The following is a 19,820-nucleotide window of genomic DNA, read 5'->3' on the forward strand; positions in this document are numbered from 1 at the left end:
TTAAACTACTTGTTACTCTTAAATCAATCATATTTCCTCTTTTTTATTAGTCTGCAATCATTGACGCCAGGTCAACAACCCTGTTGGAATAAGCCCATTCATTATCATACCAGGCCAACACACGGGCAAGGTTATCTCCGATCACCATAGTTGATTGCCCATCTATAGTTGATGAAAATGGGTTGCCTTTATAATCAACTGAAACAAGGGGCTCATCACTGTAAGCCAGGTATTTTGAACCGGCAGCTGCTTTTTTGAAAACGTCATTAATTGCGCCGACTGAGGCCGTCTTTTTCAGCTGAACCACAAAGTCGACCAGGGAAACTGTCGGCGTGGGGACCCTGATTGCCAGGCCATCTATCCGGCCTTTAAGTTCCGGAATTACTTCACCCACGGTTTTTGCCGCACCGGTTGATGTAGGAATAATCGATAAAGCCGCCGCCCTGGATCGCCGCAGATCAGAGTGTGGGAAATCAAGAAGTTGCTGATCGTTGGTATAGGCGTGCGCAGTATTCATTAACCCTTTTTCAATACCAAAATTTTCATGGAGTACCTTAGCAACCGGAGCAAGCGCATTTGTGGTGCAGGATGCGTTGGAAATTAGAAAATGCTGATCGGGATCATAAAGGTGATCATTAACCCCTAATACAATTACAATATCTGCTTCAGCCGGTGCCGTAATGATAACCCTTTTTGCTCCAGCACTTAAATGCTTGGAGGCAGCATCACGTTTGCGGAAGATCCCGGTCGATTCTACAACAACTTCTACATCAGATTCCTTCCAGGGAACAGAGGCGGGATCTCTTTCTGAATATACTTTGATCTGCTCACCGTCAATAAGAAAACCTTGATCATTGAGCTTAACGTCTGCATCAAGGATGCCGTAAACAGAATCATATTTCAGAAGATGGGCCAGGGAAGCATTGTCAGAGAGGTCATTTATTGCTACTACCTTGACTCCCTTATTTATTAAGGCAGCCCGCATCGTCAATCTACCTATCCTACCAAACCCGTTAATACCGATTTTTAGCATAAAACACCCTCCTGTGAATATATTTGAACGATTTAAATTCTTTTGCCTTATAGTATATCATGAATATTAACGTTATATCGTTGCTCCGGATGAAGGCTCCAGATAAAATGGGTTAGCATAGATCCATGGCCGTGGCCGACCGACCAGCGGCTTGTAAAAGACTTCAACTCTATATACACCAGGAGTTGTAGGCTGGAAGACCATTTCCCCGGATTGAGATTGGTTGATAACTTTACCATCGCGGATCATTCTTATAACTGATCGCTTGAGCGGTGAAGTCACTATCAATATTATATCTTTGTCATAGGCCAGGGTGCTGCCGGGCAAATACTTGATTTGTTCAGTAACTGCATGATAGTTAAAATTTTTTGCAGGATATAAACTATCAAAAGCAAAATAACAGTTGCCGGCCTCCAGCGCATTCAATATCTGCTTTTTAGCTTCTACAAAATTATTACTAAGCTCCCTGCCTAAAATAATATATGTTTTTATCGTTTTAAAAATATATTTGTAGGAAAATATTTTCACCCGGAGAAATCCAATACTATAATTGAAAGCGTGAGCATCGGTGCTTCCTATACCCACAACTTTATGGCCGGAAGTGGTATAACAATCCCAAAGTTTTAAAATGTCGGCAGGGGGACTATCCATGGCGCCTTTTCTGTCGAATATAAAGCTGTACACTGTTTTTATAAGTGAGGGGTGCCGGCCGCGCCAATGCGAAGTATAATTCCATATTTCCATGCCGTTAAAATGAAAAACCGGCCAGTTAATCCATGGATAAGCCTTACCTTTTTCGATATAAGCGGAGCCCTTTTCAAAGGGGTGAGCAATAAATCCAATACCACCTGCATTACGGACAGCATCGATCAATTGTTGAGGGTTGTTCTCATTAGACTCGATGAGTTGCTCCGTGTTTAAAACGAGGTAGTGGTTGTGTAATCGGTTAATCTCAACACCGACCAGAACAGCAACTCCCTGGTGGATTGTCTCTTCGTTCAGGCCTTCAAGTGTTTCATGATCAGTAATTATAATATAGCTTAATCCGGCAGAAGCAGCAGCCTGTGTAATTTCTGCCATATCTCCGCTACCATCCGAGTAGCGGCTGTGAATATGTATGCTTCCCGGATAATTAAACATTGTTTTGAGCAAACCTTATTGACTTAATCTCCTGAGAGTTTTCTTGTCACAATCCCTGCCTGAAAAGAATTATTGATGAGGGTGTTACCATTATATCAGTAGTTTAAAGGTGATATTTTTTAACGGTCAACATGCCTACATTTTAGCCCTGACTACATCTTTAATTTTCATCAACCGGGTTAGCGCCCCACGTTCATTTTCATCAAGTTTCATGGTTATGTATTTTATTGTTTCAGCAAGTTTTGGTATTAATACATATTCCAGGGCATTAACCCGACGGCGTGTTTTTTCGATTTCTTCGGCCAAAAGATATACGGCCTTTTCAACTTCGGCCAGTTCCATCAACCGGGGAAGAATACCGGAAAGTGTTTCAATAGATGTATCCAACTCAGCAGAAGTATCAGCAAAACCGTATGGGTAAATGCTCCCACCCTCTTCGCGTGTTAAACCTTCTTCTGCCCAAGAAAATTTAGGAGCGTAAACGCTCATAATGTTCTGCTTGCTGATTTCCAGGTTAAGCCTTTTTGTAGGATACATTAAGGCCTCTTCGAGATTTTCCTCAGGCATAACTGCCCGGGCCAGCAAGAATTTGGCAAAGGCCTCCGATAGCTCTTTTTCAATATCTTCCCGGAGTTCTTTATTCTTACGAACCAGTATCAGAAACTGACGGATCAATTCGTCTCTTTTGTCTTTGAGCAGTTTATGGCCCCGCTCCGCCATTTTTAATCTTTTTTTCAGGCGGTTTAGCTCCATGCGGGTTGGGTTGACCCGAATTTCCATGAACTAAACCTCCTCCTGGTCGGATAGATACTTGTCCAGATACTCGTCACGAACCCTCTTTAATTCAGCACGCGGCAGGTAGGCTAAAAGTTCCCAGCCGAGATTCAATGTTTCTTCAATGCTGCGGTCTTCTTCTTCACCCTGGGTTACATAACGGCCTTCAAATTCATCGGCAAATCGCGAAAATTTCTTGTCGGCTTCTGAAAGCGCCGCTTCACCGAGAATGGCTGCCAGTTCCTTGACTTCCTTGCCCCGGGCATAAGCCGCATATAGCTGGTTCATCGTATCTGCATGGTCTTCCCTCGTTTTACCTATTCCTATTCCCTTGTCTTTTAATCTTGAAAGTGAAGGCAGAACATCAATAGGTGGATATAAACCTTTCCGATGCAGTTCCTGGCTCAGAATAATCTGCCCTTCAGTGATATATCCGGTCAGGTCAGGAATCGGATGGGTTATATCATTTTCCGGCATGGTCAGGATTGGTAACTGAGTAATTGAACCAGTCCGTCCCTGAATCCTCCCGGCTCTTTCATAGATGGATGAAAGGTCGGTATATAAATATCCGGGATATCCACGGCGGCCGGGTACTTCTTTACGGGCAGCTGAAATCTCCCTCAGCGCTTCAGCATAGTTTGTAAGGTCGGTCAGAATAACCAACACATGCATATCCTTCTCGTAAGCCAGATACTCTGCTGCTGTCAGGGCCATACGCGGAGTAGCAATACGTTCGATTGCCGGGTCATCAGCCAGGTTAATAAATAAAATTGCCCTTTCTATTGCCCCGGTTTTACGGAAGTCTGTAATAAAATAGTCCGCTTCTTCAAAGGTGATACCCATGGCAGCAAATACAACAGCAAAATTAGATTCCCCACCAAGCACCTTGGCCTGACGGGCAATCTGTGCTGCCAGCCGGGAATGGGGGAGTCCTGAGCCGGAAAATATAGGTAGCTTTTGACCCCTAACCATTGTGTTCATTCCATCGATAGCCGAGATTCCGGTTTGAATGAATTCAGAAGGGTAATCCCGGGCATAAGGGTTAATCGGGAATCCATTTATATCAAGTCGTTTTTCAGGAATAATTCGCGGACCCTTGTCCCGTGGTTGTCCCAAACCACTGAAAACCCGTCCTAACATATCCATCGATACAGGAAGTTCAATTGATTTACCAAGGAAACGGACCTTTGTTGAACCAATATTCAATCCTGTAGATCCTTCAAAGATCTGGACCAGAGCCCTGTCACGGTCCACTTCAAGAACCTGACCACGCCTGACTTCTCCTCCTGCCAGTTCAATCTCAGTTAACTCACCATATTTAATGCCTTCAACATTCTCAACCAACATCAGAGGGCCGGCTACATCGACGATTGTTTTGTACTCTTTAAGCATCTCCATCTCCTCCTTCACCGGCTAATGAGGCAACCTGTTCTTTTATTTCAATCCTGATCTGTTCCAACTCTTTCAGATCCTCTTCGGGGACATACCTTGCCCTGGCAATTCTTTCCCGTACGACCAGCGAGAAGAGCTTATTCAAGTCGAGATCTATCTCTCCTTTTTCAACAAGCGCACCGGCTTCATGATGGAAAGATAAAATCAAATCGAGCATAATAAACTGCTTATTCAGTGAGCTGTATGTATCAATTTCATGCATCGCATTCTGATGCAAAAAGTCTTCGCGTAAAGATTTTGCCGTCTCTAACGTCAATCGTTCTTTTGCAGAAAGAGCATCTACTCCAACCAGACGTACAATCTCCTCTAATTCGGCTTCTTCCTGAAGTAACCTCATTGCCTCACGGCGCATCTCGTTCCATTGCTCACCAACAGTATCTCTAAAATAGGAGGCTACATTGTCAAGATACAGTGAGTAACTGAGCAGCCAGTTAATGGCCGGGAAGTGACGTCTGTAGGCAAGAGTGGCATCAAGTCCCCAGAAGACCTTCACGATTCTAAGCGTTCCCTGGGATACAGGCTCTGAAAGGTCGCCACCGGGAGGTGAAACTGCTCCTACAACGGTTAAAGCTCCTTCCTTTTCATCACTACCAAGACAGATTGTCCTACCTGAACGTTCATAAAAATCTGCAAGTCGGGAGCCAAGATATGCGGGATAACCTTCTTCTCCGGGCATCTCTTCAAGACGTCCGGACATCTCACGCAGCGCTTCAGCCCAACGGGATGTTGAATCTGCCATAAGCGCGACACTATAACCCATATCCCTAAAGTATTCTGCAATCGTTATTCCGGTATAAATAGAGGCTTCCCTGGCAGCAACAGGCATGTTAGAAGTATTGGCGATTAGCACGGTTCTTTTCATCAGCGGTTCACCCGATTTAGGGTCTTTTAATTCAGGGAACTCGAGAAGAACATCGGTCATCTCGTTTCCGCGTTCACCACAACCAATATAGACTACTATTTCAGCATCAGCCCATTTAGCCAGCTGGTGTTGAGTAACTGTTTTTCCGCTGCCGAAAGGTCCGGGGATACAGGCAGTCCCACCTTTGGCTACCGGGAAAAAGGTATCTATAATTCTTTGTCCTGTAATCATCGGGATATGCGGCCCCATTTTTTCTTTGTACGGCCGCCCTTTGCGGATCGGCCATCTTTGCATCATCGTTAATTCAACCGGTCCATTATCTGTTTCAATCAGGGCAATCATATCAGTGATGGTAGCCTCACCACTTTTTATTTCTTTTACAATTCCGGAAGCACACATGGGGGGTGCCATAACCCGGTGTTCAACCAAGGTTGTTTCCTGGACTGTACCGATAATATCGCCAGCCTCAACTTTATCGCCCACATTGACTTTAGGGACAAATTCCCATTTCCGGTTCCTGCTGAGGGGGCTAACTTCAACTCCACGGGTGATATAATCGCCTACCTGCTCACGAATAACATCTAATGGACGCTGTACGCCATCGAAGATAGCTTCAATCAAACCGGGACCGAGTTCAACACTCAGCGGATCACCGGTTGTATAAACAGGTTCACCCGGTCCGAGTCCGCCCGTTTCTTCGTAGACCTGGATTGATGCCTGATCGCCTCGCAACTCAATGATTTCACCCAGCAGCCTGGCTTCACTTACCCGGACCATATCATACATCCGGGCATCTTTCATATTATCTGCAACAACCAGGGGGCCGGAAACTTTTATAATCCTGCCAACATCCAAGTTATCAACCTTCTTTCCTGAAAAGAATATCTGCGCCAATTGCTTTTTCAACATTATGCTTTATCTGCTGCATTCCTAATCCCAATGTGCCTTTGCTGTTGGGAATCAGAACAACAGCAGGTAATATGCGCTTATTCAGTTCATCGATTATATCTTGTAGATCCCCGGCCAGTTCCTCAGTGATAAAGATAACTCCGTACTCTTCGGCAACCAGCTTTTTTAAAGCATCTAAAGCAGCTTCACCGCTGGTTACAGTAAAAGTGTCTACACCGATTGTTTTAAACCCGAGGATCGAATCCTTATCACCAATAACAGCAATTTTATAAGTAGACATCACGAACTCGCTCCCTGATCGCTTCAGCAGGCAGTTTGTTAATCTTACCGACCATAATCAAGCGGATATTTTTAATCTCAATTTCCTTCGCCCAAAGATATCCGATAAGAGGCTCAGGGCCAAACGGCATCCATTTGCCTTTTTTCAGATAGGAAGTAATAAAGTCATCTGCAAGTTTTTCATATCGTGAGGCGGTTCCCCTGTCCAGCCAATCCCGGATACCATCGCTTACCAGGTCAGCATAATCAGTCATAGAGAGCGTAGTGATAAGCGACTCAAGTGGTTCGTCGATTAAGCCTGAAAGCCGGTCGGCGCCGAGAGAACCATGATTGATTATAACTTGTTTAAAAAACTCCCGATCCAAACCCATTCGCTTGATTCTTACCAGCGTTTTCAGGTTGATCAGGTCAATTTGCCTGACGAATAACCCTTTGAGAAATTCTGATTTAGACTCACCTGCTAAAAAAATCAGCTGGTCAAATAATACTTTGTCAAGGGTTAGATCGATAGCCTGTGGATTACGATTCACCAGAAAATCTTCATTAATCTTTTCTGCTGCTTCGCGCAGTTTAACCGGTAGATCCCGGTAATCATCCTCAGCAACGGCATACTGCACAACCCCGAGATCAATAGAACCAGTCGGCACCATAAGATCACTTTTTATCCCAAGATATTTTGCTTTTAACAATACTTTAAGATTGTGTATATCATTTCTGACCGCCATGATTGTGATCAATTCCGGTTTAGGGCTTATCTTGCGAATCAATTCAAAGGTATTCTTAAGTTCAACGGTAAGAATCAATTCGAATTCATGAACATCGGAAAGTTCACTGACTGCATTGGAGTAGTCCGATTCAGCCAGCATTTTTAATGCTTCCGATGCCGATGAAGCATCTATCATCCTGTCAAACCGGTTTCTTTCAATTAATTTTGCTTCAAGCGCTCTGATACGCCCAACTGCATAAGCATAAATTGTATCATCTACTACTGGCATATAATTATTGTTCTCCTTTCCCGGAGGAAAGCTTAACATTTATTTAAACAATACTGCCGCGACTGCCGGCTCGAGCTCATCCCTTTTCATTTCCAGCAGCGCTTCAAAAGAACAGTTAATTTCCACCTTTTCGTCCTTCAAAATAAAGCCACCTTTGATATCCCTTGGCTCGTCAGCTATCAGCAGTTCACCTTTTTTACCGCTTTTTTTAAGAATATCCTTAACTTCTTTCCAAAATCCGGCTGGGATTCTCTGCAAATCTCTTGCAGAGCAATATACTGTTTCATTACCCTTTTCAATGTAGGCAAGCAGCATTTTCTGAATTACAGCAAGATACTGTTCTTCATCGAGTTCAATCAGCTGATTTAACGCCATGCTAAATGCATCGCCAATAAGGTCTTGCTTTGCTGAAAGCAGTTCTTTGCGTGCTTCAAGTTGAGCAACACCAATAATCCGCCTTTTATGTTCCTCAGCTACTTTTCCGGCCTGCTCCAGGATTTGCTGCTTTTTACGTTTTGCCTTTTGTTCAGCTTCTGCAACTAGTCTCTCTGTTTTATCTGCTGCTTCTTTCTGGATAGCATCAGATTTCTTGCCGGCATCATCCAGTATCCGCTGGATAATTCTTTCTGCTCCCTCTTTCACACTATTCACTCCTTTATACAGGTATACCAAAGAGCAGCATGATTGAGGCAAGCAATGCAAGAACAGCATAGGTTTCAACCATTACCGCATAGACAATACCTTTACCAAGTTCTTCAGGGCGCTTGGCAATTAAGCCTACAGCAGATGCCGAAACTCTTCCCTGATAAATAGCAGAAAGCAATCCAACTATGGCAATCGGGATTGAAGCCATCAGAAATGAATATCCTTCTGATACAGTAAGTTCCAGAAGACCTCCCCCAATAATTCCCACTCTCTGCATAATGATAAAACCGGTAAGAAGTCCGTAGATCCCCTGGGTTCCGGGTAATGCCTGTAAGAGTAGGGTCTGCCCAAATTTGTCCGGGTCTTCAGTAACCAGTCCGGCAGCGCTTTGACCAACAATACCGACTCCGATGGCCGATCCTATACCGGCAAGGCCAACTGCCAAAGCAGCCCCCATAAGCGCTATTTCAATTCCTGTCATTTTTTTATGCCTCCCTTTTCTTCAAAAGCGATTATTCTATATCAGGGCCGAAAAGCTAAATGCTGTTGGTGCTTATGTATAATTGCTTCCCGGCTCCAAAATCCTGGTTTATAGTAATTATTTATCGGTGTTGGCAACTTCAATATAACTGTTTTTTATACCAAATGGCTGAAAAGCTTTGCCTCCACCTTCAAAGAACTTGCTAAAGAATTCGATATACTGCAAACGGCTTGTATGAACATAAGATCCGAGAGTGCTGATAATTATATTGAAAATATGCCCCCCAAAGAGGACTATAGCCATGATTATAGTACCGATTATACCTCCGGAGATCATGCCACCCATAGAATTAATTGCCGAGGCTATAACTCCCGTTGCCAGGCCAAGTGCAAGGAGCCGGGAATAGGATAAAACATCACTCAAGTATCCTGTTACATTATAGAGACTCAAAAGGCCGCTTAAGAATTTTTTAATTATACCCTGTTGAGCCCGCCCCTGGGTGAGGATCAACCCGGCAGCTCCCCCAATTGCCAACCAGCGGCCGGCAGCAGAAAACTCTGGTATTAAAAGCAGAATCAAACCATTCAGAAAGATAAACCAGAAACCCTGGTCAAATATTGCACTCATAGACTGGCCGGCTTTAATATTACGATAAGCCTGCAGTGACATTCCAAAATAAAGGTGGATCAATCCGATTCCAAAGCAGTAAAAGAGCATCCTCATGGGATCATCTAAAGGATTAAACCACAGAGGCGGAAGCTTGAGAAGATCTCCAAAATAGCTACCCAGCAGAACACCAAAAACAATTGAGGAAATGCCTCCGTAGATTAACAGCTTCAACAGCTGCCCACCCATACCGGTCAGCCTCAGCTTCCTGGATATAAACAGAGCCAGCAGAGCCAGCACAAAGCCATATCCGGCATCAGACAGACAGATACCAAAAAAGATAAAGAAAAACGGCGCAAGAAAAGGTGTGGGATCAAGCTCTTTTTTTCTGGGAGTGCTATACAATTTGGTGACAACTTCGTATGCTTCTGCAGGCCCTGAGTTGTGAAGAAGAACTGGAACTTCTTCCCCATACTCGGGATCTCTGGAAGCAATTACAGCAGTTTCCGTCTTCCCGGCCAACAAATTCTCAAGATCATCCAAAACAGGTGCAGGAACCCAACCTTCAAGAAGAAAGCTGTTCTCAGTACGAGCAAGATTGCCCACAGCCTCATGCTTTTGGTACTCATTGAACATAAAATCATAACAGGTCATCAGCATAGGGCGGTATTCCAGCAGTTTTTCCACTTCGGTGAGAATTACATTTCTTTTTTCAACAAGATTTTCCAGTTCAATTTTAACATTTTTCATATTGTCAGCAGCTGTACCTTTCAAGCTGGGAAAAGCTGCCAAAGAAACTGTCTTTTCTTTGAATATTTCCCGGGCAATAACTGCTTCTTCAAGAAGACATACAAAAAAGAAGTAAATATACTCGCTGTCTTCAGATATTTCATCAAGGATATAGGCATACAAGGATTCATTCAGCATATTTATAATTGTTTCAATCTGATCTGCCGCAACAGTATAAAGGCCCTTTGAAACATGTGAACCATCTGAAGCTTCTTCAAGGGGTAGCTTAAAATTTTCCCATGGCTTTAATTCTTCAATTAAACTGTTATGTTGGGTTTCCTCATTGCGAAGGTGTGCTAATTCATCTTCTGCTTTTCGGCAGGCGGAATGGACCATGTTAATTTCTTCCAGTCGACTAATATGATTTATATAATCAGAACTGGTTATTTCCAGCTTGGCGCCGGTAAATTGCTGAACAAAATTTTTACGTATTGGGAAATGCCTCTGGAAAAATTCCAGGCAAAACTTAATTTCGCTCAGAGTTGAATCTGTTTCCGCGGTTTTTGAATCAGCCTGTTCAGGATCAAGAATTGATTTAAATTCGTCCCAGGAACTTCCTGATTTTACGTCTGTGAGCTGAACATTACCGAATTGCTGGAGGATGCTAAATATTTCTTCCCTCTCCTGTCGATGCCCCAGGAGAAAAACTTTTTTCATTTCAATTATCGGCATCAGTATTCACAACCTTATCACGAAGCAATTCCACTGCTTCAGGCATTCGTTTCAGAGATTCGTCCTTCAAACGGGCAATAACCTCCTGCTGTTTTTCAAAAATAGGCTTGGTCTCCTCTTTTGCTTCTTCCTCTGCTTTTTTGATCTGTTCTTTTGCCTTTTGTTCTGCTTCAGAGATTACATTGCGATACAAAGAATCTGCTTTTTCCTCCGCATCCTTAATGGTTTGCCGGGCTACCTGCTGGGCATCCCGAATCATTGCCTCAGCTTTATTCTCAGCTTCTTTAATCGCTTTGACCAATTCTACAGTCAATGAAATTCACCACCTGTATATTTTACTGCTGAATATAAAATGTCCCAGATTATAGTACATAAACAGATAAATGCCTGAAAAAATAGATATGGGGCAACTCACATCAGAAAGTAATTATACTATAAAAGAAACACTTATACCAGCCTCGGCAAAAATCTCTTTCGCCAGGGAATCTGGATAATTGCTTGATAGTATAAGATTTTTAACTCCTGCATTTACCAGCATTTTGGCACAAACAGCACAGGGATAATGGGTACAGTAAAGTACAGAGTTTTCTATAGCGACTCCATGGATCGCTGCCTGTATAATTGCATTCTGTTCCGCATGAAGACCCCTGCATAACTCGTGTCTTTCTCCTGATGGAATATTCAGCTTCTCCCGGAGACAACCTACCTCCTCACAATGCTTCAAGCCGCTGGGAGTTCCATTGTATCCCGTTGTAAGGATCCTTTTATTAAGCACTAACAACGCCCCTACTTGTCTCCTCAGGCAGGTAGAACGGGTTGCAACAACCGATGCAATTTGCATAAAATATCTATCCCAATCAGGTCGTTCACTCAACCTTAAATCACTCCTAAACTCAAGCAGTACCAAATAACCTGTCACCGGCATCACCCAGGCCCGGTACTATATAAGCTTTCTCATTTAACTTTTCATCTACTGAAGCCAAATATATTTTAATATCGGGGTGACTTTCAGTAATCGCTTTTAATCCTTCCGGAGCAGCAATCAGGCTGAGTACTGTAATATTTTTCACTCCGGCGTCTTTAAGAACCTTTACTGCATGTGCCGCAGATCCGCCTGTTGCCAGCATAGGCTCCAGCAGGAAACAATCAACGTCATCTATATCCGGAGGAAGATTGCAGTAGTATTCAACCGGCACATGTGTATCATGATCACGGTATAAACCAATATGACCGGCTCGAGCATATGGAAATAACCGTAGGGCACCGGGAACCATTCCCAGTCCTGCCCGGAGGACTGCGACAAAAACGGGATCTGATTCACTTATTTCAGGGCATTTTGCTTTCCCGACCGGAGTTACAAGATCAGTGTCTACCGTTTTCATGTCACGAACAGCTTCGTATAGCAACAAGGCCGTTATTTCCTCAACCAATCCCCGGAATTGCCATGTTTCAGTTTCTATACGACGACACTGAGTAAGTTTGTGCTGAACCAGGGGATGATCAACAACAAAAACCTGATCCACAGTAATCAACTCCTCTGCATAATTTTAGTAGGCGGGATACTGTCGGCATATCGCAGTTACCCGGTTTTTCACTTTCTTTAAATTTATCGTATCGCTCCGGTAATCGATCGCCATTTCGATCAGCTGAGCGATTTCTTTCATTTCTTCCTGCTTCATCCCTCGGGATGTCAGGGTTGGTGTTCCCAGTCTGATGCCGCTCGGATCATTGGCTCCTTTAGGATCAAAGGGTATCACATTTTTGTTAGCGGTTATATTCACACTTTCAAGCAACTGTTCTGCATCCCTGCCGCTAATATTTTTATTACGCAGGTCAACTAAAACCAAATGGCTATCTGTACCTCCCGTAACCAGTTCAAATCCACACTCAATTAATCCTTCAGCAAGCGAACGGGCATTAATCAATACCTTTTTTTGATATTTTACAAAATCGGGAGAGGATGCCTCTTTGCAGGCAACAGCTTTCGCCGCTATAATATGCATCAGCGGACCGCCTTGTAGTCCCGGAAAAACCGCTTTGTCTATATCCGCTGCATACTTCTCCCTACAAAAAATCATCCCGCCGCGGGGTCCTCGAAATGTTTTATGGGTAGTAGCAGTTACTATGTCCGCACATAAAACAGGGTTAGGATGAACTCCGGCTGCAACAAGTCCTGCCGTATGAGCCATATCTACTAAAAAGATGGCCTCTACCTCTTCTGCAATTTTTTGAAATCCTTCAAAATCAATAAGCCGGGGGTATGAACTGGCCCCGGCAATAATCAGTTTCGGCCTGATATCAAGAGCAAGCTTCCTAACCACACTGAGATCAATCAGGCAGGAATCCCGGTTAACTCCATAACTGAATGAGCTGTAATAACGTCCAGAAATATTAACCTTGCTGCCATGTGTAAGATGTCCGCCGTGGCTAAGATCCATCCCCAAAATCCGATCACCAGGGTTTAAAAGCGCCAGATAAACTGCCATATTGGCAGATGTACCCGAGTGTGGCTGCATATTAGCATGCTCTGCGTTAAAAATGCTTTTCGCCCTGTTGACGGCTAATTTTTCAGCCTCGTCGACATACAAACATCCCCCATAATATCTTGCCCCGGCATAACCTTCAGCGTACTTATTGGTCAGGACAGAACCCTGGGCTTCAAGGACGGCTCTACTGACCAGATTTTCTGAAGCAATCATAATTAAGTTGTTCTGCTGACGTTTCTTTTCATTTCTGATTGCGGAAAATAATTCAGGATCTGTTGCCTGAAGCGCTTTTTGGTTCATTGAGTTACGATTATTCATGATGCTGGCTCATCTCCATATTCACTACGTGGTCGGGAATTTGGCTCCATGAGATTTTAAATACTGATGAATATTATATCAATAGAACTGTAAAAAGTTCTCCTTATGATCATAATCCTTGTTCTATAGCGGTTATTTTTTCAAGCCTTCTGCTATGTCGACCGCCGTCAAAGGAACTGCTCAAAAAGGTTTCAACAATATCAATGGCCAGACCCTGACCAAGAACTCTCGATCCCATGGTCAGAATATTGGCATCATTATGTTCCCGGGCACAACTGGCTGAATAAGATTCACTGCAAAGAGCTGCCCTTATACCATGATGTTTATTCGCTGCAATTGACATCCCTATTCCCGTTCCACAGATCAAGATGCCAAATGAACAGTCTCTGGTTTTAACAGCATTTACAACTGCTACGGCTATATCCGGATAATCGGCACCAGTCTCATCAAGTACCCCAAAATCTATTGCCTCCCGGCTTCCGGAGTTCAGGTAATTGATTACCTGTTTTTTCAAATGATATCCTGCATGATCACTGCCGATTGCAATTTTCATTATATCCATCCTCCTTCAGGACTTGCATAATCTTCTTTATAGACTTGTGGATCTCCTCTAACACATTTTGATAAATTTCCAGACTCTGCCCATAAGGATCATCTATATCATAATCGCCTTCTTCTCCGGGCAAAGATGCAAATTCTTTAAGAAGGTAGGTTTTGCTTTTCAAGTGGGGATATTTAAATAATAATTGCCGAAGGTGTGACCTGGTCATGACAAAAATCATATCGGCTTGATCGGCAATCTCATAGGAAATCTGTGAGGCTCGCTTATTTTCAGTAAGAAATATTTTTTTCTCTTCAAGAAGCAGCTTTACCTGTTCTGAAACTTCTGACCCTTCCAGGGCAAAGAGCCCTGCGGAGCTAACAGAAATTTCATCAGCCAGATTATACTTATTGATTTCATGCTTCATTAATCCCTCTGCCAACGGGCTGCGACATGTATTTCCCGTACAAACAAATAAAATGTTTAATTTCGTCAGTAATTTCGCCTCCCCTTACATTACCCTGAGTATCCGAAGAGCTGCCTTACGAAGCCTGTTCATTACCGCAAAGCCTATCCCCGGCATATCGATTTCCTCTGCCAGAATCAAGTCAATGCCCTCACGATCCATTTGCCGCAGTGCACTGTATAAATATGCTGCAAGTTGCTCAGGGTCATCACTATTACAAAGATATTTATTCTTGATATACTGATTAAGAAACCGAACTTTCATATTATGATATTGGAAATGGCGTTTAATTGCCATAACAAGAAGCTTTCGTCTCACTTTACTGCCAACGACCAAAATCAAAGGGGCTATGGGTGCATAGTGCCGGTATTTCATTCCCGGAGAAGGGGGAACAGCAGATGATTGGTTATATCCCGATGTAATGACCCTGGTTCCTAATACCCTTTCCAGTTCTTCCTTTGATATGCCACCCGGCCTTAAAATAATTGGAACATCTCCCGAAAGATCCAATACAGTTGATTCTAACCCTATTGAGCAGGCATCACTGGCTATAACTGCATCAATACTGCCGGCAAGATCTTCGAGAACGTCTTGATAAGAAGTAGGGCTGGGGCTTCCTGAACGATTAGCACTGGGAGCAGCAATCGGTTTGCCGGAAAGTTTGAGTAATTTGATCGCCGCCGGATGTGCAGGCATACGCACAGCCACTGTTGACAAACCTGCACTGACAATGGGAGGGATAATATCTGACCTGGGTAAGACCAGGCTGAGAGGGCCGGGCCAGAAATAATTGACTAGAGAGGAGGCTGATTCTGAAATCGTCCCGGATACCAGTTTAACCTGTTCAGGATCAGACAGATGGACTATAAGCGGGTTATCTGAAGGACGCCCTTTTGCTTGAAATATTTTCTCAACCGCTTTGGGGTTTGTAGCGTCCGCTCCAAGCCCATAGACAGTCTCGGTAGGAAAAGCAACCAGACCGCCTTTCTCTATAATCCTGGCTGCAACCCGAACCGATTCATAATCATCTTTAAGCAGCAGGGTCCCTTTAATCCGTCTGATTTTGCGTTTCATCGGATCAACTCTTTTTACAAAGTATCAATCAGCAGTTTAATCTTCAAGAACAAGATATGCTATGTTGTTGGCATGATCAGCAACCCGTTCCAGGTTACTTAGAAAATCAAGATATATTACTCCCGAGGCCGGATAACATTTTTTAGTATTGATCCGATCGATGTGTTTTTTACGAAGTGTTTTTTCCTGTTCATCTACTTCATCGTCTTCACGAACAATCAAACGTGCCGACTCTTTGTCTTCAAGTTCAAAAGCTTTGATAGCTCTCTCCAACATGGAATTTACCTTGTTGTAAAATTCAGTAATCTCCTCAAGTGCTGTTGCAGAAAAAGGCAGTCTTTCCTCAGTTTTCAATTCAGCCAATTGCATAATGTTTTCAGCATGATCACCTATTCTCTCTAGGTCGTTGGCGGCAGACATAAGGTTCGCAACAGTTTTCGATTGTTCTTGAGACATTGAATGCTGGGAAAGATCAGCTAGGTATACGTTAATCTCTTTTTCTAATCCGTCAACAAGTTCTTCCATCTGTTCAATGTGTTTAATTCTTTTCAGATCATTTTTCAGAAATACCTGCATTGATTCATCCAACATTTCACGGGCAATGCCAGCCATCCTCAGCAGTTCCTGTTTGGCGCCACCGATTGCAATAGACGGTGTTTTCAATATTCGCGGATCGAGATATTTGGGCCCAAATTCTATTTTTTCATCTACCCCCGGAACGATAACGCAGATCAAACGTGTAAAATATTTTAGGAATACAAGAAACACAACTGTATTGAGAACATTAAAGATAGTATGGGCGTTTGCAACCTGGCGGGGAACAGTCGAGGCTGTTTCAATAATTATATCAGTAAATGGCTTAAGTAATAACAGGGCAAGAATAACCCCGATCACATTGAAGAGCACATGGGCAATAGCCGCCCGGCGTGCAGCAACACTTGCGCCAATGCTGGCCAGCATCGCAGTTATGCAAGTACCGATATTTGTGCCAAGTATTAGGGGTACTGCTGAATGAAAGGGAATAAGATCCTGCATAGTAAGGGCTATAATAACACCAGTTGATGCGCTGCTGCTTTGAATGAGGGCAGTAAATATGGCACCAGCGATAATTCCGAGTATTGGATGTTCACTGAACTGTGCAAGCAGGTAGTGAAATCCCTCAAGCTCTCTTAAAGGGTACATTCCGTTTGACATAGTTGTCATGCCGAGAAAAAGCAACCCGACACCAAGAACAGTCTGTCCTACATAGCGATGAAACTTGCGGCGGCCAAAAAAATTCATGATCGACCCGATGCCTATGGCCGGCAACGCAATTACGCCAACTTTAAATGATACAATCTGTGCTGTAACAGTTGTTCCGATATTTGCCCCGATAATCACGCTTACCGCCTGGGCCAGGTTCATCAGTCCGGCATTGGCAAATCCGACGACCATAACCGTTGATGTACTGCTGCTCTGGACCAGAATTGTGACGATTATTCCGGTTAATACCCCCAGAACAGGATTATTGGTTAAGACTTCCAGGATTTTTCTGAACCTGTCTCCGGCTGCTTTCTGCATCCCGGAGGCCATAATTTGAATGCCGAACAAGAAAAGACCTAACCCGCCAAGAGTGCTGAAAGCCATATTCCAGTACAATTATTTGACCCTCCATGGGCATATTGAAATTTAACCTACTTGGTAGACACCTTCGATATTATAAAGGAAACCAGCTTCTTTTACAATCCATTCTCTATCAATCATTAATTTCCTTGTTCCATGCTCGCTTGTGCTATAATCAAATAAAAGAATTTTGGAGGTCTGCCAACCTATGTCAGGACTGATCAGATTCGGCATATCCATGGAAAAAGAATTACTATCACGGTTGGATAGAGAGATAGTCAAGCGGGGTTATCCGAACCGATCAGAGGCAATCAGGGATTTAATCCGCAACCAGCTGGTTGAACTTGATTGGTCGCAGGATGAAGAAGAAGTCGCCGGTACAATTACGATTATCTATAATCACCACGTTAAAGGACTAAGCGATCTGCTTCTGGAACTTCAACATCAGCATCACGATATGATCATATCTGTTATGCATGTTCACCTTGAGCATGATCACTGTCTGGAAGTGATGGTAATAAAAGGCAGATCTGCTGAAGCAAAAGAGTTAGCCGGACGTTTGATTGGCGTAAAAGGGGTTAAACATGGCAAATTGACCATCACTTCAACCGGAAAGGGCTTAAACTGATAAGTTAACCAATTCTACCTTCCAAAATCCTGGGCCAACCTGCCAGGTCATAATGCCAAATCATTGATTCAAACAATCCTGTACTCCGGCATAGATTTTCAACTTGATCTTTCTGATCCGCTCCAATTTCCAACAATAAAAGAAATGGTCTTGTGATATATGCTTCAAGGTGTTCCAGAATTTCGCGATATCCATTTAACCCATCACTTCCCCCTGACAACGCTCCAATTGGTTCATAATCTTTGATTTCTCTTGGTAGCGTTTTAATGTCTTCATCATTCAGATACGGAGGATTCGCGGTTACAAGATTAAAAACCGGTTTTGGGGTAATTGCATTGAGAGCACTCAAATAGCTTCCCTGCAGCCATTTGAACTTGTTGTCCACACCGTACATGCCAGCATTTTTTCTGGCCAGGCTAATTGCATCGGCAGAAATATCTACAGCCCACATCTCAAGCCCCTCTAACTCAAGCATCAGGGTAATGGCAATAATTCCACTTCCGGTACCTAAATCTATAGCTCTGATCTTATTATTATGTACTGTAGACAGTTGTTTGCGCCAATCAAGAGCGCATTCTATAATCTGCTCTGTTTCCGGTCTTGGAATTAAAACATCTCTGGTAACCTGAAAAGGCCTTCCATAAAAGTATTTTTCTCCAGTAATATAGGCTAGCGGTTCATGCCGGCATCTTCTCTCTATAGCATTTTCGAATCGCCTTTGGATTGTTCTGTTTAAGATCATATCCCTATCAGATAATAACCTAAGCCTATCTATACCCAGTAAGTAGGCAAGAATAATATCCGCTTCTGTTCGTGAAGATTGAACACCAGCTTTTTTTAAACAAAGAGAAGCCCTGTTCAGAGCTTCTCCGATAGTTTCCAGGGCCATTGAGGAGATCATTCCTCTACAGATTTCAACTTTTCCTGATGCTCATTCTCAGTAAGATGCTCAACAATATCATCAAGATCACCGGCCAGGATTAAATCAAGCTTATGCAAGGTTAAACCGATACGATGATCTGTTACCCTGTTTTGGGGAAAATTATATGTGCGGATTCTTTCACTGCGATCACCACTACCAACCATTGTTTTTCTGGTCTGGGCAAGTTCGGCATTTTGCTCAGATATATATTTGTCCAACAGCCGACTGCGTAGTATCCTCAGTGCTTTCTCTTTATTCTGAAGCTGAGATTTTTCATCCTGACAGCTTACAACAACTCCGCTAGGTATATGGGTAATACGTACTGCTGATTGGGTTGTATTGACACTTTGTCCTCCAGGACCGGTAGCACAAAATGTATCAATTCTTAGATCCTGAGGGTTAACCTCAATTTCTACTTCTTCAACTTCCGGGAGAACTGCTACAGTAGCAGCAGAAGTGTGGATTCTCCCGCCAGATTCAGTGGTTGGTATACGCTGAACACGATGTACGCCGCTTTCATATTTTAAACGGCTGTATGCGCCTTTACCTTCAACTCCCAAAATTACTTCTTTAAAGCCACCAATGTCAGTGGGATGAGAATCAACAATCTCTGCTTTAAAATTATTTCTTTCCGCATAACGTGAATACATCTTCAGCAGGTCAGCAGCAAAAAGAGCTGCTTCTTCACCACCTGTACCTGCTCTGATCTCAATAAAAACATTTTTATCATCATACGGATCTTTAGGCAGAAGAAGTTTATTTAATTCTTCTTCTATACTCTCTTTTTCCTGAATCAGGCTGCTTAATTCGGTTTGTAAAAAATCGGTCATATCTGCTTCCTCAGTATCCCCGATCATCTCTTCTGCTTCGAATATTTCTCTATTTACTTCTTTATATCGTCGGTATAAATCAACAACTGGTGAAAGAGCAGCGATTTCCTTGGACATTTTGAGCCATTCGTCACGCTGTTCTATGGTTTTTGGATCACTGAGCAGCAGCTCCAGTTCACTGTATCTTTTTTCAATTGTTTCCAGCTTGTCATGCATAACCTATCACCTTTGATCAATTTACGCTTTATAATTTATGGGTAGACAATAAAAAGCCACCAGAAAAGAAAAAGAGCAGAGCACATGAGCTCTGCTCCCG

General features: G+C 43.2%; 21 protein-coding genes. 1 reads left to right on the forward strand and 20 read right to left on the reverse strand.

Annotated elements, in window-relative coordinates; genetic code table 11:
• Positions 1–46: 46 nt before the first annotated feature.
• The 18 genes from gap to SCJ97_04030 all read right to left on the reverse strand — a co-directional run bounded on the left by gap (position 47) and on the right by SCJ97_04030 (position 17,160).
• A complete protein-coding gene (gene gap, locus SCJ97_03945) occupies positions 47–1,033 on the reverse strand; it encodes a type I glyceraldehyde-3-phosphate dehydrogenase (GenBank protein MDW7739191.1) in 987 nt (328 codons plus the stop codon).
• 72 nt (positions 1,034–1,105) lie between these two features.
• On the reverse strand, positions 1,106–2,173 hold the full coding sequence (locus SCJ97_03950; GenBank protein MDW7739192.1) for a CehA/McbA family metallohydrolase: 1,068 nt from the start codon (positions 2,171–2,173) through the stop codon (positions 1,106–1,108).
• 135 nt (positions 2,174–2,308) lie between these two features.
• Positions 2,309–2,953: a V-type ATP synthase subunit D gene (locus SCJ97_03955; protein ID MDW7739193.1), complete on the reverse strand. Its 645-nt coding sequence runs from the start codon at positions 2,951–2,953 to the stop codon at positions 2,309–2,311.
• Positions 2,954–2,956: 3 nt separating this feature from the next.
• Positions 2,957–4,339: a V-type ATP synthase subunit B gene (locus SCJ97_03960; protein ID MDW7739194.1), complete on the reverse strand. Its 1,383-nt coding sequence runs from the start codon at positions 4,337–4,339 to the stop codon at positions 2,957–2,959.
• A complete protein-coding gene (locus SCJ97_03965; protein MDW7739195.1) occupies positions 4,332–6,116 on the reverse strand; it encodes a V-type ATP synthase subunit A in 1,785 nt (594 codons plus the stop codon). Before SCJ97_03965 ends, SCJ97_03960 begins: the two co-directional genes overlap by 8 nt.
• Positions 6,117–6,120: 4 nt before the next feature.
• Positions 6,121–6,450, reverse strand: a complete 330-nt coding sequence (locus tag SCJ97_03970; protein ID MDW7739196.1) for a V-type ATP synthase subunit F — start codon at positions 6,448–6,450, stop codon at positions 6,121–6,123.
• Positions 6,437–7,444, reverse strand: coding sequence for a V-type ATP synthase subunit C (locus SCJ97_03975; GenBank protein ID MDW7739197.1), 1,008 nt, complete (start codon positions 7,442–7,444; stop codon positions 6,437–6,439). Before SCJ97_03975 ends, SCJ97_03970 begins: the two co-directional genes overlap by 14 nt.
• A gap of 39 nt (positions 7,445–7,483) precedes the next feature.
• Positions 7,484–8,086: a V-type ATP synthase subunit E family protein gene (locus tag SCJ97_03980; protein ID MDW7739198.1), complete on the reverse strand. Its 603-nt coding sequence runs from the start codon at positions 8,084–8,086 to the stop codon at positions 7,484–7,486.
• Positions 8,087–8,099: 13 nt separating this feature from the next.
• Entirely contained in the window at positions 8,100–8,570 is a 471-nt protein-coding gene (locus tag SCJ97_03985; protein MDW7739199.1) for a V-type ATP synthase subunit K, read from the reverse strand.
• A gap of 117 nt (positions 8,571–8,687) precedes the next feature.
• Complete coding sequence (locus tag SCJ97_03990) at positions 8,688–10,637, reverse strand: V-type ATP synthase subunit I (GenBank protein ID MDW7739200.1); 1,950 nt, start codon at positions 10,635–10,637, stop codon at positions 8,688–8,690.
• The gene (locus SCJ97_03995) at positions 10,624–10,950 is read right to left on the reverse strand and encodes a hypothetical protein (GenBank protein ID MDW7739201.1); all 327 of its coding nucleotides are present in this window, start codon (positions 10,948–10,950) and stop codon (positions 10,624–10,626) included. The genes SCJ97_03990 and SCJ97_03995 overlap by 14 nt, the downstream gene beginning before the upstream one ends.
• 114 nt (positions 10,951–11,064) lie before the next feature.
• A complete protein-coding gene (locus SCJ97_04000; protein MDW7739202.1) occupies positions 11,065–11,562 on the reverse strand; it encodes a cytidine/deoxycytidylate deaminase family protein in 498 nt (165 codons plus the stop codon).
• The gene (gene upp, locus SCJ97_04005) at positions 11,531–12,160 is read right to left on the reverse strand and encodes a uracil phosphoribosyltransferase (GenBank protein MDW7739203.1); all 630 of its coding nucleotides are present in this window, start codon (positions 12,158–12,160) and stop codon (positions 11,531–11,533) included. The genes SCJ97_04000 and upp overlap by 32 nt, the downstream gene beginning before the upstream one ends.
• A gap of 24 nt (positions 12,161–12,184) precedes the next feature.
• Positions 12,185–13,441 carry a serine hydroxymethyltransferase gene (gene glyA / locus SCJ97_04010; protein ID MDW7739204.1) on the reverse strand — a complete coding sequence of 419 codons (1,257 nt, stop codon included), beginning with the start codon at positions 13,439–13,441 and terminating at the stop codon, positions 12,185–12,187.
• A 109-nt stretch (positions 13,442–13,550) separates the two neighbouring features.
• Positions 13,551–13,994 carry a ribose 5-phosphate isomerase B gene (rpiB, locus tag SCJ97_04015; GenBank protein ID MDW7739205.1) on the reverse strand — a complete coding sequence of 148 codons (444 nt, stop codon included), beginning with the start codon at positions 13,992–13,994 and terminating at the stop codon, positions 13,551–13,553.
• Positions 13,972–14,478: a low molecular weight protein arginine phosphatase gene (locus SCJ97_04020; protein MDW7739206.1), complete on the reverse strand. Its 507-nt coding sequence runs from the start codon at positions 14,476–14,478 to the stop codon at positions 13,972–13,974. Before SCJ97_04020 ends, rpiB begins: the two co-directional genes overlap by 23 nt.
• A 15-nt stretch (positions 14,479–14,493) precedes the next feature.
• The gene (locus SCJ97_04025) at positions 14,494–15,522 is read right to left on the reverse strand and encodes an L-threonylcarbamoyladenylate synthase (protein MDW7739207.1); all 1,029 of its coding nucleotides are present in this window, start codon (positions 15,520–15,522) and stop codon (positions 14,494–14,496) included.
• Between the two features lie 36 nt (positions 15,523–15,558).
• Positions 15,559–17,160, reverse strand: a complete 1,602-nt coding sequence (locus SCJ97_04030) for a Na/Pi cotransporter family protein (GenBank protein MDW7739208.1) — start codon at positions 17,158–17,160, stop codon at positions 15,559–15,561.
• 172 nt (positions 17,161–17,332) lie between these two features.
• On the opposite strand from SCJ97_04030, the gene nikR reads away from it, so the two are divergent.
• A complete protein-coding gene (gene nikR, locus SCJ97_04035; protein ID MDW7739209.1) occupies positions 17,333–17,752 on the forward strand; it encodes a nickel-responsive transcriptional regulator NikR in 420 nt (139 codons plus the stop codon).
• A 4-nt stretch (positions 17,753–17,756) separates the two neighbouring features.
• Here the strand turns inward: nikR and prmC are convergent, their stop codons facing one another.
• Both prmC and prfA read right to left on the reverse strand, forming a co-directional pair.
• Positions 17,757–18,653, reverse strand: coding sequence for a peptide chain release factor N(5)-glutamine methyltransferase (prmC, locus tag SCJ97_04040; GenBank protein MDW7739210.1), 897 nt, complete (start codon positions 18,651–18,653; stop codon positions 17,757–17,759).
• On the reverse strand, positions 18,650–19,720 hold the full coding sequence (gene prfA / locus SCJ97_04045; protein ID MDW7739211.1) for a peptide chain release factor 1: 1,071 nt from the start codon (positions 19,718–19,720) through the stop codon (positions 18,650–18,652). The genes prmC and prfA overlap by 4 nt, the downstream gene beginning before the upstream one ends.
• Between the last annotated feature and the right edge of the window lie 100 nt (positions 19,721–19,820).

The sequence above is a fragment of the Bacillota bacterium genome (assembly GCA_033549065.1).
Classification (GTDB): Bacteria; Bacillota; Dethiobacteria; order DTU022; family DTU022; genus JAWSUE01.